This is a genomic window from Erwinia rhapontici (genome assembly GCF_020683125.1).
Lineage (GTDB): Bacteria > Pseudomonadota > Gammaproteobacteria > Enterobacterales > Enterobacteriaceae > Erwinia > Erwinia rhapontici.
In genome coordinates this window covers 2590873-2606498 of record NZ_CP085627.1, presented here as the reverse complement: position 1 = coordinate 2606498, position 15626 = coordinate 2590873, and the positions used below count along the sequence as shown (strand labels likewise).

Genomic DNA, 15626 nt, shown 5'->3' with positions numbered 1-15626 from the left:
TGCCGCCTTGTTGCAACTCAAATTATTTCGGCTAACTATTCTTCATACTTTGAGCTGCAACGGCGTTGGCTGCGGCTGCGCGCCCCGGTCATAGAGTTATCTATGCTCCCGGGGACTTACAGCCTTGCCGCCTTGTTGCAACTCAAATTATTTCGGCTAACTATTCTTGATACTTTCAGCTGCAACGGCGTTGGCTGTGGCTGCGCGCCCCGGTCATAGAGTTATCTTAGTTGCGCTGTACGCGTTCGTCCCAGGCCTCACCCGGGTGCAACATGTACTCATAACTATCAGTGTCAATGATAGAAAACTATCGTTCCTTAACGGTTTAATGCTCACGCTGAGGCGAAACTGTCTGTTGTGGAGGGGCTCAGACTAAGTGAAAAGGAATTTAAATTCTATTTATTGTCACAATGAAATATAAATTCTTTGAAGTGTGTCAAAGTTAACAGAGGGAAATATCGGTCAATGATAGGTTTGATAGAAATTATCATCCACTCAAGGAGGTCAGGAGCGCTGGGGGAAGCGGGTAAAAGCGGGGTGGTGGAGACCACCCCGGTGAGGATCATCCAGGGTAGATGCCGCGATCTTTACGCGCCATCAGGATGCGTTCGCAGGCCACAATGTAGGCCGCTGTGCGCAGGCTGCAGGTTTTCTCACGGGATTTATCCCAGACGTGGACCATCGCTTCGGTCATGATCTTATCCATGCGCTCATTGATTTCATCTTCGCTCCAGAAGAAGCTGGCCATATCCTGAACCCACTCAAAGTAACTGACGGTCACGCCGCCTGCGTTACAGACCACATCCGGCACCACGGTAATGCCGCGTTCCGCCAGCACATCATCGGCTTCCGGGAAGGTGGGGCCGTTAGCGCCTTCCAGCACCAGACGGCAGTGCAGTTTTTCCGCGCGCTGACGGGTGATCTGACCTTCCAGCGCTGCCGGGATCAGGATATCCATTTCAACGTCCCAGAAGGCCTCATCATCAATCACCTGCGCACCGCTGAACCCTGCTATCTTCTTGTTGGCCAACTGCCATTCGCTCAGTGCCACCAGGTCAATCCCCGCCGGGTTATACAGGGTGGCGGTATGATCCTGAATAACGATCACGCGGGCGCCTGCCTCATTAAACAGCCGCGCCGCTTCGCTACCCACGTTACCGAAGCCCTGCACGGCGACTTTCGCCCCTTCAATCTCGATACCGCTGCGGCGTGCCACTTCGCGCCCGGTAATAAACACTCCGCGTCCGGTCGCTTTTTCACGGCCCAGAGAACCGCCAAGGTGAATCGGTTTGCCCGTGACCACGCCCGTGATCGTGGTGCCCTGGTTCATGGAATAGGTATCCATCATCCATGCCATCACTTTGGCATTGGTGCCCACGTCCGGCGCAGGAATATCTTTTTGCGGGCCGATAATCAGACCAATTTCGCTGGTATAGCGGCGAGTCAGGCGTTCAAGCTCACCTTCTGACAGGCTAAACGGATCAACACGAATCCCGCCTTTCGCCCCGCCGTACGGCAGGTTGACCGCTGCACATTTGATCGTCATCCAGGCAGAGAGCGCCATCACTTCGTTCAAATCGACGTTAGGATGGTAACGCACACCGCCTTTGCCCGGGCCGCGCGACAGGTTGTGCTGCACGCGGAAGCCTTCAAAGTGGCGAATGCTGCCATCGTCCATTTGCAGAGGAATATCAACAATCAGGGAACGTTTAGGGTGACGCAGGGTATCCACCCAGCGCGACAGGTCACCGAGATAAGGTGCGACACGATCGATCTGTTGTAAGTAAGTTGACCAGGCCGTTTTGCTGCCTTCAGAAACGTAAGAGAGCTTTTCCATAACAAACCTTTTTTGTTTAGCGCCTGTCCGTTTGGCGTATGACATAGCGGGCGGGTGGCGCTTAGTTATAAATACTGTAATACCGTGGATGGCTCAGTGCATCTCACTGAGTTGCCCCTAACTTAACATCAAAAAAAGGTTTCCAAGTTTTTAAAACATTGTGAAATTCTATGTTGATGAGGCATTTTTCAGGGTGTAAATGCATAGTTAGCAGGTCATATCGCATTGGCCTGTTACGCTGCCCGTTGGCAGGCGGTAATTATGCAGATAAAATGCATATCAGAATTTTCTTTATATTTTTCAGAAATTTGAATGCGATCAAACTTTGGGTTTTAACGCGCATGCCTGCGGCAATCGCCGGTCGTATCCCCGATTATGTTGAAAGACAGGAGAAGTCACCATGTTACCGGACGTCGAACATCTCAAACGGAACTTTCCACTGCTTAACACGCTATGCGCCTTACAACCGCTCACCTGGTTCAATCCCGCCACCACATCGCTGACCGAAGGCTATCCCCATGTCGGATTGACACGTGAACAGGTTGCCGATGCCAGCGCACGATTACAGCGTTTTGCCCCCTGGCTGATGGAGGCATTTCCGGAAACGCGAGCGCGGCAGGGGATTATCGAGTCTGATATCTGTGCGCTTCCACGGCTGCAGCCGATGCTGGATGCTCGTTACGGGCAAGTGCTTGCAGGTAAACTGTGGCTGAAAAAAGACAGCCATCTGCCGGTATCGGGGTCGATCAAAGCGCGCGGCGGCATTTATGAAGTGCTGGCCCATGCAGAGCAACTGGCGCTATCCGCCGGACTCTTGACGCTGGACGAAGATTACCGTCGTCTTGCATCGCCTGACTGTCGTGCACTTTTCCGCCAGCAGCGGATTGCTGTCGGCTCAACGGGAAATCTTGGCCTGTCGATTGGTATCATCAGTGCCAGCCTGGGGTTTGATGTCACGGTACATATGTCGGCCGATGCGCGCGCCTGGAAAAAGCAGAAACTGCGCGATCATGGCGTGAATGTGGTGGAGTACCAGCAGGATTATGGCGTGGCGGTGGCTGAAGGGCGTCGTCAGGCGGCATCCGATCCACACTGTTTCTTCGTTGATGATGAGAACTCGCACAATCTTTTCCTCGGCTATGCGGTGGCCGGAGAACGGCTGAAACAGCAGTTTGCCGCTGAGAATATAACCGTGGATGCCGACCATCCGCTGTTTGTTTATCTGCCCTGTGGCGTGGGGGGCGGCCCCGGTGGCGTGGCCTTCGGCCTGAAGCTGGCTTTTGGCGATCACGTGCATTGTGTTTTTGCCGAACCGACGCATTCTCCCTGCATGCTGCTGGGGGTCCACACCGGGCTGCACGATGCGATCTCGGTGCAGGATCTGGGCATTGATAATCGCACGGCAGCCGATGGCCTGGCCGTGGGGCGCGCTTCCGGTTTTGTCGGGCGTGCCATGGCGCGGCTGCTAAGCGCCTTTTATACGCTGAGCGACGAGGAAATGTACGCTCTGTTGGGGTTATTGCAGCAGCATGAGTCGCTGGCATTAGAACCTTCGGCACTGGCCGGAATGTGCGGGCCGTGGCGCATCAGCGCTGAACCGCAGCACCTGGCAAAGCAGGGCATCAGCGCCTCATCGCTTGCCCGTGCCACACATCTGGTGTGGGCAACGGGCGGCGGTATGGTGCCGGAAAGCGAAATGGCGCACTACCTCGCGCAGGCTCAGAGGGTGCTCACTCCCTGAGCAAAGCGTGGTGATAACGTGACGGGATAACGATAAGAATGTTTCGGCACTTTGCCTGAACCGGCATACGCGGTATTCTAACGCGCTAATTTTATGGAAAAGACGATGAATTATACCCGGAAGCGTCCTGTTGCGGGCTACACACCAGCAACAAGAAGCATGACGGGTATAGTGACTATTACTGAGGTCAATATGATTATTAAACCACGCATCCGTGGCTTCATCTGTGTTACTGCCCATCCAGAAGGCTGTAAAGCTAACGTAGAAAAACAGATCGAGTACGTCACCGCTCAGGGCGCGATTGCCTCCGGTCCGAAAAAAGTGCTGGTGATTGGTGCCTCTACCGGTTACGGCCTTGCTGCCCGTATCTCTGCGGCATTTGGTTGCGGCGCTGACACACTGGGTGTGTTCTTCGAGCGTGCAGGCGAAGAGACCAAACCGGCCACCGCTGGCTGGTACAACTCTGCTGCATTTGAAGAGTTCGCGACTGAAAAAGGCCTGTATGCAAAAAGCATCAATGGCGACGCATATTCCGATGCGGTTAAGCAGAAAACCATTGAACTGATCAAAGAAGATCTGGGTCAGGTTGATCTGGTGGTTTACAGCCTGGCTGCGCCACGTCGTACCCATCCGAAAACCGGTGAAGTGTTCAACTCAACCCTGAAACCGATCGGTAAACCGCTGACCACGCGTGGCCTGAACACCGATAAAGAAACGCTGACTGACGTGTCGCTGGAGCCTGCTTCCCAGGAAGAGATCGACGGTACCGTCGCGGTAATGGGCGGCGAAGACTGGCAGATGTGGATTGATGCGCTGCTGGAAGCCGGTGTGCTGGCGGATGGCGCGAAGACCACTGCGTTCACCTACCTGGGCGAGAAAATCACCCACGACATCTACTGGAACGGTTCTATCGGCGAAGCGAAAAAGGATCTGGACAAGCGCGTTCTGACCATTCGTGACACCCTGGCCGCTCATGGTAACGGTGACGCACGTGTTTCTGTACTGAAAGCGGTTGTGACCCAGGCAAGCTCTGCGATTCCTGTGATGCCACTGTATCTGTCACTGCTGTTTAAAGTGATGAAAGAGAAGGGCACCCACGAAGGTTGCATCGAGCAGGTGTACGGTCTGTTTAAAGACAGCCTGTACAACGCCTCACCGATTCTGGATGACGCTGGCCGTCTGCGCGCTGACTACAAAGAGTTGCAGCCAGAAGTGCAGGATGAAGTCGCCCGTCTGTGGCAGACCGTGACCGACGAAACCCTGAACGAGGTTTCTGACTTCGCTGGCTACAAAACCGAGTTTATGCACCTGTTCGGCTTCGGTCTGGACGGCGTAGATTACGCTGCGGATGTTAATCCCGATGTGAAAATCAAAAATCTGGTACAGATGTAATTTCTGTTACGGATATTATTTAAGGGCGGCCACGGGTCGCCCTTTTTTTATCTTCATCACACTGTCATTTGTCCTGCGATATCAGGGTAAACAGAATAAAAATAAGGATCGAGAGTAATCTGATGGTTGATTGAATAACAATATTAATACAATGAATCTTAATTTGAAGAAGGAAGCTCGAATAATGAAATTATCAAAATCAATGACTCTGGCAGGATCACTGTGTATGGCGATGGCATTAAGCAGTGCAGCAAATATGGCTGTAGCGGCAGAAGCTAAAGCACCCGTGGCTAATGCGGCGGCGGCAGAGAAAGTCTCCTTACTTGGCGGGCACCTGGCATTTAATCTCAAAGGTTATGAGATGCAGCCTGTCCCTGGCGGCGGCCCGGGTAATATGTACGTCAGCAAAGCGGAAAAACGCGTGCTGCTGATCGGTGAAGATGCCATCCCGGTTGTGGCCCGTGGTGCAACCGATGCTGATTTTATTGATGGCATGAAATCCATCAAAGACAAACAGAAGCAGGCTTCGCCGGACTATACGGTGATCAGTGAGAAGACGGAGAAGGTGAAAGGCCTTGAGGTTTATCACATTGAAGCAACCGACAAAATGGACGGCAAGGATGTCCAGCAGGCCACGCTGTTATCGGCCGCTGATAATAAATTTACCGTCATTCAGGTGATCTCCGGTTCTAAAGACAAAGTGGGCCACGCTGCTGCGGTGAATAATATTCTCGCGAAGTAACCACTATCGCGTCATGAACCCTGTCGGGGCGACCTTTTTTCCGGTCGCCCCGTGTTGTTTGTGTGCGTTAAGGTCAGGCCGGTACTGATGGCTGACCGGAAAAAAGATCCCCCTACAGTCCTGCAGGAAAATCTGCTGGCAATTCACTGGCCGGACAGTTAATCACCGTTTCGTTATTCTCCCCGCAGTCACGAATAAACGTCAGCGTAGCAAACTCATCAATCACTTCTGTTGGGTAAGCCGGGCCTGCATCACGATAGCGCGCCATCTGCGCAATATGATCGTTTTGGAAACAGACGGTATGCTCAGGGTTATTGATCACCCAGCGTGGGAAGAAAATGGTGCCGTGGAAAATCTTATCTGCCAGATTTACGATCAGGCTGACATCGGTTCCGGTTGGCTCAGTCCAGGAAATTTTGTATACCTCTGCGGCCACGCGAACAATATATGCCTGCTGATCTTTCACCCAGCGATTAGCAACAATCCCACTGTGGATACGATAATCCAGCGTTGTGCCATTTTTCACGTAGATTTCATAATTCCAGCCGTTGTCGTAGGTATACACCAGATGTTTACCGACAAATTCACTCAGATCATGCTGATTAAAACGCGCCATCATTGTTCTCCTCAATTAGGTATGCCACTACTGTAACGCTGGATTTTTTCGATGAATAACGCTAATTTTGCGTCAAATTAATGGAAAAATTCGATGAGTTAGCCATGTTGAGCAAAACCAGTCTTGAGCAATGGGCGTTATTAGAGGAAGTGGTGGCGTGCGGCAGCTTTGCGCGCGCTGGCATGCGGGTGAACCGCAGCCAGTCGGCGATCAGCTATCAGCTGGGGCTGATGCAGGAGCGACTGGGGATCACACTGCTCACACCGGTAGGTCGGCGGGCAGAGTTAACGCCGGAAGGACAGATTCTGCTGGCACAGGCGCGACCACTCCTCAGCGCATTCCAGCAGCTGGAGAACCGTGCTGCCTCGTTAAAAGCGGGCAGTCGGGCGCGCATAGACCTGATCGTGGACAGTATTTTCCCACGCGGGCCCTTGTTTAATGTGCTGCGTCAGTTCCAGCAACAGTATCCGGCCACGCAGGTGCACCTGACTGAAGTGTTACGCGGTGAAAGCGCACAGCAACGTGCGCAGCGCCAGGCCGATATTCTGATCCTGACGCGAGAAAGCTGTGGTCAGCGTCAGGCCGAAGGTCTGCTGAATATTGATTTCGTTGCCGTCGCCCAGCGCGATCATCCTCTGTTAGCCCTCCCGGCTCCTCTGACGCGTTCCGTGCTGGCCGGCTATCCGCTGATTGAAATCCTTGACCGCCAGCAGCAGCAGGATGGCCAGCCTGCGGCGGCAGAAAACTGGACATTCACCAGCATTGAGGCGGCGCTGGAAGCGGTGTTGCATCAGGTGGGTTACGGCTGGCTGCCGGAAGTGCAAATCACACCGTGGCTGGAGAGCGGTGAACTGCAACGCCTGCCACTCACCAGCGGGCAACGGCGCACCAGTTCACTTTGTATGATGACCGACGATAGCGTGCAGACGGGTGAGGGGGAGATTGCCACGTTGCTGACGCTATTCCGTGCGCTGAGTCAGGGCACGGGCTGACCGGGTACGCCAGTTACGCGGGCGGGGGACTGCCAGGCTGACAGGCTGCCAGTTTGGCGGTATCGGGACTTGCCTGTCGGTGCCACTGGCGTTAGCGTCAGGTTAAAATATCGCCAAGGTATTAAAAATAAAATTTTATGTGTGCTAAACAGCTAAGTGGTAATCACGCGATATAATTTGCTACTATTCCCTGAGAACGTAACTATATCCTGCCAAAAGCAGGACCCTAACTCGGGTGATATAATGACGAAATTTGCACCGGTATTGATTGCCGCATTGCTGGCAACGGGTTGTGCCATGCCTCCTGAACGTGCTCCATCTCATAATCCACCACCGCCACCTGTCGTGTCTGAGCAGAAGTCTCTGTCCAGCTTTGACGCACGCGTCGAACAGTGCCGCAAAGAATTGCAGGTGATGCAGGCTTATAACGTCACGGTATTCGAGCAATACAACCAACGTTTCCTGCGAGCGAATGGTCAACTGGAAAAATATCGTGAAATCCAGGACAAGGTGGGCAGTGAAATTGATGAAATCGCCACACCTAAATATCAGTACAACGTGCGCCGTGTGTGTGAAGAAATTCGCAGTACGCTGATGCAGTTGATCATCAAAGAAGTGTGATTCCCGTCAGGGCCGGTTATTCCGGCCCTGGTGACATATTCTCCCGCGTATAAAGCATAAACTCGACTTTCCCGTCCTGATATTCATCAGGCCTCTTTTGCCATTCCAGTTTTTCCAGCATCAGTGTCAGCGCGCGCTGTGCATGTTCCCGGGTATTTTGATCCAGCGTCAGTACCACCGCCTCTTCCGCCAGCAATTGACGCGTGGTGGGGTAGAGTTCGTGGGTGATAAATACCGATTTTTTCAGCAGACGATGGCGCGCCAGGACGTCAGCGATCTCCCTGTTGCCCAGCCCGGTGTTATAGATGCCGTGCAACTTACGGTTCTGATAGATCTGCTCCTCCAGCAGGCGGCCGACCTGCTGACGCTCGTCGAGCGCCGCCAGCACTTTGTGGACGCGCAGATGCGGAAATTTGCTGGCGATCACTTCGCTAAAACCTTCCACCCGCTGGCGGTGTGCCAGATAGTCAAAACGCCCGCTGATAATGATGATATCGCCAGGCGAATTCAGCATATTGCCCATCAGTAACCCGGCGGTGCGCCCGGCCTGGCGCTGGTTAATGCCCACATGACACAAACGCGGCGCGCCGGGCAGATCGGTGACCAGGGTAATCACCGGAACTTGCTGCTGTTGGCACTGTTCCAGCGCGGCAAAAATGGCCGGATGCTCATGGGCAAAAATGATGATGCCATCGCGCTGTGCGGCAGCCTTGAGGATCTGCGCCGCCAATTTTTCGGGTTCTGCTTCGGCAATCAGCGTGCGGTGCAGTGTGATGTGGCCGTAACCGAGGTGCCCGGCGAGCTGGCTGAAATCCTGAGAAAGCTGGTGGAAAAAAAAGGCATCGCTACTGCTGAGGAGCAGCTCAATTTTCCACGGCTGGCGATGTTCGTCCGGTAGCAGTCGCTTCAGTCCCGCGTCCTTTGCTGCCTGCAATACCCGTCGGGTGGTGGCAGGGGAAACGCCTCCGCGTTCGTTCATGACTCTGTCAACGGTGGCGACGCCCACGCCAGCCTGTTTGGCCACCGCTTCCAGCGTGATCTTCTTCACTCTTTACTCCGCATGATGGCTTTCCATCAAAATGTCGTTTCAGCAAGTATATTCGCGAACGCTATCCTGGCAACGAAACGTTAACATTCAACCGATACAGGCGTCGCAACAATGGCACAGAAAAGACAGTTTGCCCTGCTGGGCACAGGATTCATTGGTCAGGTCCATGCAAAAAACCTGGCGGCACATCCGGATAGTGAGCTGGTAATGGTGGCGGATCAGGACAGCGCTCGTGCGGATGAGATTGCCACCCGCTACGGCGCCCGGGTGGGCAGCGTGCTGGACGCTATCAACAGCGATGCGATAGATAGCGTGCTGATCGCCACTTCCACGCCGTCTCATGCCGAGTTTCTGACGGCCGCCGTGGCCGCAGGCAAGGCGGTGTACTGCGAAAAGCCGATCGATCTGTCGCTGGATAAAGCACGCAGAGTCGTGGATGAGGTGTCACGTTATCAGGCTGCCGTCACTGTCGGATTTAACCGGCGCTTTGATCCCAGCCACAATCAGTTGAAACAGCATTTTCAGCAAGGGTTGTTGGGCAAAGCCGAACTGATTCAGATGGTGTGCCGCGCGTCTGAATTGCCCCCGCTAAGCTATCTGCAAACCTCGGGCGGGCAGATGCGCGACCAGGCGATCCATTTCTTCGATCTGCTGCGCTGGCTCACCGGGGATGAAGTCGACACCATTGGTGCGCTGGGTTCGGCGTTGGCGATGCCGGAGATCGCTCAGTTTGGCGATGTGGATACCTCGGTGCTGATCATGAAGATGCACAGCGGGGCACTGGCACAGCTCGATAACACACGTCGTACTGGCTACGGCTACGAGGAGCGGATTACGCTGTTGGGGGCGAAAGGGATGTCAGAGTCCGGTGCGCAAAGCCCTGCGGGCGCCACGTTATATACCACTGAGGGCATTACCTGTCCTGCGCTGTATGCCGACTGGTTTAACCGGGTGAAAGAGACGTATTACCTGCATCTGGATGCGTTTGTGCGTTCGCTGAACGGTGAGTCAGTGTCTGTGCCGGGGTTACAGGATGGTTTGCAGGCGCAGGCAATTGCTGAGGCTGCGGTGAAATCGCTGGAGACGGGGCGTTTTTGTCAGGTTCAGCAGCTGTAACAACGCACAACCTCGTATTTCCCGCCGCGGTCGATCATTACGGCACATGGGCGGCATAATTCATGTAGGGGTCGATCATCTTTTCCGATCGACCCGTGCTGACAATGTGCACCCTGCTGGTCGACCGAAACGGAGGGTCGACCACTACACGACCGAAACGGATGATTGGCTGTTACACGACCGGAACGGATGGTCGACTGTGCTGGCCGACCGGAACGGATGGTCGGTCACTACAAAAATTGATTTTTAATCAATGGGTTGTGTTTTTTTCTTCGTTAAACACCTGCCCAATCTGCCGCCGCACTTCATCCATCGCACTTAACGTTGCCAGCGAGGCCGACAACGGACGTACCGGCGACTCGGTTTTCCCCTGACCGACACACCAGGCAAAATGTACCGCCTCGTGGAACAGCTGGTCATAACGGTTGCGCGGTTCGTCGAAATGCAGCACGTTGCTACCCTGGCTGGCCGTCAGTGTAAATGGCCCCGGCGCATAGAATGATCCGGCAATATTCAGTGACGCATCGCGTCCGGCAATCACTGCGCCTCCCGGTGTGTTGCTGAACAGGGTGGTATTCAGCACGGAATGCATGCCGTTGTGATGCGTCAGCAGCATCGATGCCTGGCCGTTAACCCCGCCAGGGACCTGCTGCCCGGCGGCATAAATCGAGGCAGGCGCACCGGCGACCTTGATGCTGAAGCCAATCAGGTAGCTGCCAAGATCCAGCATCGGGCCACCGGCGAGGTCGGCATTAAAGATACGGTGATCGGATGTGAAAAACTCGCCGTGGTCGGCCAGCAGCGTATGCAGGTCCCCCAACACGCCATCTTCCAGCAACTGGCTGATCACATCGTATTTTGGCAGGAAATCACACCACATTGCCTCCATACACAGCAATCCTTTCGCCTGCGCCAGCTCGGCCAGCGCCTGGCCTTGTTGCGCGTTGAGTGCCAGCGGTTTCTCAATGAGTACATGCTTGCCGGCCTGCAATGCCTGCAGCCCGTCCGGGTAGTGATGATTATGCGGCGTGGCGATATACACCGCATCGATATCCGGCTGTGCCAGCAGTTCAGCAGCGCTACCAAAGGCCTGTGGGATACCCATTTTATCGGCAAATGCAGCGGCGCGTTCCTGTGATCGTGACGCGATCGCCACCAGCCGTTGCGAGGTGCCTTCTTTTAGCGCTTTGGCAAAACGTTCAGCAATCCAGCCAGGTCCGATAATGCCCCAGCGCAGGACAGGGACAGCCTTGGGGTCAAGGATACGCGGTTGAGGTAACTGTGACGGAAACATGGAGGCTCCTGATTATTATAGAGAGTAGGGCCACCGCCGGGTCATGCCCGGCGGCGATCCTTTCACTATAAATAGCCAGAATGGCAGGGGAAAACGCTTTGATGATGGAAAGCCATCAAATGAGATTGAAACGCGCGTCCGGCTGATGGGCGGCGGGCAGCGGCGTCAAATCGTTCATTTCGCTGAGGATGCGTTCAATGGTGTTACAGATAGCATCCAGCGGCAGATCGTTAGCCGCCGTGCCGAACGGATCTTCCAGCTCTTCAGCCAGCGATTCCAGCGACAGAAAGGTGTAAGAGATAAACACCGACACCAGCGGTGTCATGTAGTGCAGGTCTGCCACCAGCGCGAACGGCAGCAGGGTACAGAACAGATATACGGTACGGTGCACAATCAGGCTGTAGGCAAAAGGAATCGGTGTGGTACTGATGCGTTCGCAGCCGCTAAGAATATGCGCCAGTTCATTGAGGTTGCCGTCCATACCGTTATACAGCAGGTCGGAAATCGCCCCTTCTTCCCGTCTATCCGCCAGCCAGCGTCCCATACAGAGCAGCAGACGGTTGGCGCGAAACGGGCTGGCCAGCACCTCATCCTGCACACTTTTCGGTGCCAGACGGCGGATATCGTCACTGGCATCGGTGCCGCGTAGCTGATGTTTCAGGCTCCAGCTAAAGGCCATAAGCAAGCCGCCAAACTCGCGTACCGCTGCCGGGTCGCGGCGCAAAGCCCCCTTCGCCTGGCGCAGCAGCGAACGCTGCGCCACCAGCAGCCCGCCCCACAGGGTGCGCGCTTCAACAAAACGGCCATAGCTGGCGCTGTTGCGAAACCCGAGGAAGATAGCAATCGCCACGCCCAGCAGGCTGAAAGGTGCTGTCGTAAGACGAATGCCCAGCGTTTCATACCACTGAAAGCAGATCACCGCGAAGATGGCCATCATCAGATTCAGGCTGAGGCGGAACAGAATTTTTGATAACACCGCACCGTGCCAGGAGAAAAGGCGCGGGAACCAGTGTTGATGGGGGCGAACGATCATAGCGAAGGTATCCGAATAAGGTGCAGGCAAACAACATTTGTATAACCAAAGTGCAGCATCATACGCCTCTGGCCGGGTCAGGAAAATGGGAACCTCTTTCCACACGCGCGACCCACCGTCACGGGGTTTGCCACAAAGCGGCATTACAAAGCCGATATTGGTATTTAATTCCATCGGGGTTTTATGAAAATCTGAGGTCATATTCCATCGAACAGGGAGCAGCACACATGAGCCAGAAAACCCCACAACGGATTAAACTCGGCCTGATGTTACAGGGCGCAGGCGGCTTTATGAATGCCTGGCGGCACCGCAGCGTTCCCGCCGACGCCAGTGTTAACGTCAACTGGTATCACCAGTTAGCACATCAGGCGGAAGAGGCCGGTCTGGATTTTCTGTTCGTTGCCGACGGTCTGCACATTAACGAAAAATCACTGCCGCACTTTCTGAACCGCTTTGAGCCGGTTGCACTGCTGTCGTCACTGGCGGCGGTGACCCGGCGTATCGGGCTGGCGGGAACCATCTCGACCTCTTACAGCGATCCCTTTACCGTGGCACGGCAGCTGGCATCACTCGATCTGTTAAGTAACGGTCGTGCGGGCTGGAATGTGGTGACCTCACCGCTGGCGGGATCGGCGCGTAACTTTGGTAAAGATCACCCTGAACACGGGCAGCGTTATCAGATTGCCCGTGAGTATATCGAGGTGGTGCAGGGCTTGTGGGACTCCTGGGAAGAGGGCGCGTTTATTCGTGACCAGCAGAGCGGCGAGTTCTTTGACGCGCAGAAACTGCATAAACTCAATCATCAGGGCGAACACTTCTCGGTAGAAGGTCCGCTGAATATTCAGCGCTCCTCGCAGGGCCAGCCGGTGATCTTCCAGGCGGGCGCTTCAGAATCAGGTATTCGTCTGGCGGCGGCCTCGGCGGATGCCGTGTTTACCAATGCGCGTTCGCTGGAAGAGGCGCAAACCTATGCGGCCCAGTTGAATCAACAGGTGAAGCAGCAGGGACGCGAACCTGTGGGGATCTTCCCCGGCATCAGCCCGATTGTCGGTGCCACAGCGCAGGAAGCGGAAGAGAAATACCGCTATCTGCTGTCGTTGTTATCACTGGAGCAGGCGCTGAACTACCTTGGCCGCTTCTTCGACCATCACGACTTCAGCCAGTACGATCCTGACGGCCCGTTCCCTGAGCTGGGTAACCTGGGGGAGAACAGTTTCCGCTCCACCACCGATCAGATCAAACGCCTGGCGGTAGAAGAAAAGCTGACGCTGCGCGAAGTGGCTTTCCGTACCACACTGCCAAAAGGCGAGTTCTTCGGCACTCCGGAACAGGTGGCCGATACCTTTATTCGCTGGGTGGAACAGGGCGGTGCCAGCGGCTTTATTATCTGTGGCCCGGTGCTGAATGAAGCGCTGGAGGATGTGGTGCGCTATGTGCTGCCGATCCTCGAAGCGCGGGGTTACTGGCATCAGGATGACAGCAGTACGCTGCGTGAGCGCCTGGATATTCCGGCGCGGCCGAACCGTTACAGCCAGGCCCGCGAGCATCTGCGCGAGGCGGGTTAAGCCGTTTTCAGCTCACGCAGACGCGCCAGCAGCCAGTGGCAGGCCTCGCGCTGGCTGTTTTTCTGCCAGCTGTAGACCTTCACCCTGAACGGAGGGATGCGGAACGGCAGGGGGTGGATCACATAGTCCGCGCTGGCATTCAGCGTCTGCGCGGCGTGGCGCGGTAGCGTCAGCAGCAGCGGGCTTTGGGCAATAATAAACGGTGCGCCCAGCATTGAGGGCATCCTGAGCGCCACTTCGCGCTTCAGACCGATGGCGGCCAGTTCACTATCAATATACCCCGATTCCTCATTCCACGGGGTGATCACCAGATGGCGGGCAGCGATATACTGCTGCTGCGTCAGCGGCGGGTCAGCGGGGAAAAACGTCGGGGAAGCGATGGTGACATACTCATCCTCCAGCCAGTCCAGCTCATCAATTTCCGGCCATTTTCGGTCGTGATTCTCACTGAATCCCAGCGCAAAATCCACGCGGCCCGACATCAGCTCATGCAGGGCCACTTTCTGCTGGCTATGAACCAGTTGAAAACGCAGCCCCGGAGCCACGTGCTGTAAGTGACCGATCAGCCGCGGGAACAGGCTGAAGGCGGTAAAATCGGTCACGGCAAAGGTAAAGCTGTGCTGACTGCTGGCCGGGTCAAAGCGCGGGCGTTTCTGAACGCCCTGATTCAGCAGGTGCAGGCTGTCGTGTACCGTCACGGCCAGGTCGCTGGCGAACAGGGTAGGCTGCATCTGATGGCCGACGCGGTAGAACAGCTCATCGTCGCAGTAGCGGCGCAGGCGGCCCAGCGCATGGCTTATCGCCGAGTTGCTGAGTGCCAGTTCGCTGGCAGCACGCGTCACCGATTGATGGCGGTACACCGCATCAAACACCAGCAGCAGATTCAGGTCGAGGGAACGAAGATTAAGATGCATGGTATTCACTATTCGCTGAGGATAATGCACTTCATTCAGCAGAGATTAGCGGTTATGCTGGCGACCATCAACTGTCTGCTCCAGGGAATGATTATGAATACCGTTATCCGCCGCGCCGAACGCCAGGACGCCAAACTGATCCTCGCGATGATCGCCGAACTGGCTGAATATGAGAAAGCGCTGCACGAAGTGGTCGCCAGTCAGCAGGATATTGAAACGTCACTGTTTGCTGATGATTCCACCAGTGAAGCGCTGATCTGTGAAGTGGATGGTGTTGCAGCGGGCTACGCGGTGTTCTTTACCAGCTACTCTACGTGGCTGGGGAAAAACGGTATTTACCTGGAGGATCTGTATGTCAGCCCGCGTTTTCGCGGTCAAAAAGCCGGTAAAACGCTGCTGCGCTATATTGCACAACTTGCGGTGGCGCGCGGCTGCGGCCGCCTGGAATGGAGCGTGCTGGACTGGAATCAGCCTGCCATCGATTTTTATAAAAGCATTGGGGCTGCGCCGCAGGATGAGTGGGTGCGTTACCGGATGGAAGGGCAGGTATTGACGGATTTTGCTGAATCCTGAGTTTTTTGCGCTCTGCTTTAAGGCCAAGGTCAAGGTCTTAAGGTCAAGGGCGTTTCGCTTTCCCGCTGTGCGGGCGAAGCGACAAGGGGCGGCCAGTCGCCGCCGCCCCTTGACCCCGCGCTTGCGGCAGGCGCCGCGCCCG

Annotated in this window: 14 protein-coding genes; 8 read left to right on the top strand and 6 right to left on the bottom strand. The window is 55.3% G+C overall.

The genetic code is table 11. The features are described 5' to 3' along the window. Positions 1-562: 562 nt before the first annotated feature. A complete protein-coding gene (locus tag LJN55_RS12250) occupies positions 563-1837 on the bottom strand; it encodes a Glu/Leu/Phe/Val family dehydrogenase (protein WP_159336605.1) in 1275 nt (424 codons plus the stop codon). Positions 1838-2237: 400 nt separating this feature from the next. On the opposite strand from LJN55_RS12250, the gene LJN55_RS12245 reads away from it, so the two are divergent. From LJN55_RS12245 to LJN55_RS12235, 3 genes are all read left to right on the top strand, one after another. Next, entirely contained in the window at positions 2238-3578 is a 1341-nt protein-coding gene (locus LJN55_RS12245) for a D-serine ammonia-lyase (protein WP_227534537.1), read from the top strand. 192 nt (positions 3579-3770) lie between these two features. Next, positions 3771-4970, top strand: a complete 1200-nt coding sequence (gene fabV / locus LJN55_RS12240; protein ID WP_133841986.1) for an enoyl-ACP reductase FabV — start codon at positions 3771-3773, stop codon at positions 4968-4970. A gap of 184 nt (positions 4971-5154) precedes the next feature. After that, positions 5155-5712 (top strand): DcrB/PsbP domain-containing protein, encoded by a 558-nt coding sequence (locus LJN55_RS12235; RefSeq protein WP_171148438.1) that lies wholly within the window; start codon positions 5155-5157, stop codon positions 5710-5712. Between the two features lie 112 nt (positions 5713-5824). Here LJN55_RS12235 and LJN55_RS12230 read toward each other — a convergent pair whose 3' ends face one another. Next, positions 5825-6331 (bottom strand): phenolic acid decarboxylase, encoded by a 507-nt coding sequence (locus tag LJN55_RS12230; protein WP_166653692.1) that lies wholly within the window; start codon positions 6329-6331, stop codon positions 5825-5827. Positions 6332-6435: 104 nt separating this feature from the next. On the opposite strand from LJN55_RS12230, the gene LJN55_RS12225 reads away from it, so the two are divergent. Next, on the top strand, positions 6436-7320 hold the full coding sequence (locus LJN55_RS12225) for a LysR family transcriptional regulator (protein WP_133842154.1): 885 nt from the start codon (positions 6436-6438) through the stop codon (positions 7318-7320). Between the two features lie 243 nt (positions 7321-7563). Continuing rightward, on the top strand, positions 7564-7941 hold the full coding sequence (locus tag LJN55_RS12220; protein WP_133841988.1) for a hypothetical protein: 378 nt from the start codon (positions 7564-7566) through the stop codon (positions 7939-7941). Between the two features lie 16 nt (positions 7942-7957). Here LJN55_RS12220 and LJN55_RS12215 read toward each other — a convergent pair whose 3' ends face one another. Continuing rightward, the gene (locus LJN55_RS12215) at positions 7958-8989 is read right to left on the bottom strand and encodes a LacI family DNA-binding transcriptional regulator (protein WP_133841989.1); all 1032 of its coding nucleotides are present in this window, start codon (positions 8987-8989) and stop codon (positions 7958-7960) included. 111 nt (positions 8990-9100) lie between these two features. Here LJN55_RS12215 and LJN55_RS12210 point away from each other — a divergent pair, with 111 nt between their 5' ends. Beyond that, positions 9101-10105 (top strand): Gfo/Idh/MocA family oxidoreductase, encoded by a 1005-nt coding sequence (locus LJN55_RS12210; RefSeq protein WP_227534536.1) that lies wholly within the window; start codon positions 9101-9103, stop codon positions 10103-10105. Between the two features lie 250 nt (positions 10106-10355). Here LJN55_RS12210 and LJN55_RS12205 read toward each other — a convergent pair whose 3' ends face one another. Together LJN55_RS12205 and LJN55_RS12200 are read right to left on the bottom strand one after the other, a co-directional pair. Continuing rightward, positions 10356-11399 carry a Gfo/Idh/MocA family protein gene (locus tag LJN55_RS12205; protein ID WP_227534535.1) on the bottom strand — a complete coding sequence of 348 codons (1044 nt, stop codon included), beginning with the start codon at positions 11397-11399 and terminating at the stop codon, positions 10356-10358. A gap of 115 nt (positions 11400-11514) precedes the next feature. After that, on the bottom strand, positions 11515-12432 hold the full coding sequence (locus LJN55_RS12200) for a bestrophin family protein (RefSeq protein WP_133842155.1): 918 nt from the start codon (positions 12430-12432) through the stop codon (positions 11515-11517). Between the two features lie 227 nt (positions 12433-12659). Between LJN55_RS12200 and LJN55_RS12195 the strand changes: the two genes are divergently transcribed. Then, on the top strand, positions 12660-13997 hold the full coding sequence (locus LJN55_RS12195) for an LLM class flavin-dependent oxidoreductase (protein WP_133841992.1): 1338 nt from the start codon (positions 12660-12662) through the stop codon (positions 13995-13997). Here LJN55_RS12195 and LJN55_RS12190 read toward each other — a convergent pair. Beyond that, positions 13994-14911: a LysR family transcriptional regulator gene (locus tag LJN55_RS12190; protein WP_227534534.1), complete on the bottom strand. Its 918-nt coding sequence runs from the start codon at positions 14909-14911 to the stop codon at positions 13994-13996. The genes LJN55_RS12195 and LJN55_RS12190 overlap by 4 nt on opposite strands. A gap of 93 nt (positions 14912-15004) precedes the next feature. Here LJN55_RS12190 and LJN55_RS12185 point away from each other — a divergent pair, with 93 nt between their 5' ends. After that, positions 15005-15484, top strand: a complete 480-nt coding sequence (locus LJN55_RS12185; RefSeq protein WP_133841993.1) for a GNAT family N-acetyltransferase — start codon at positions 15005-15007, stop codon at positions 15482-15484. Positions 15485-15626: the final 142 nt, after the last annotated feature.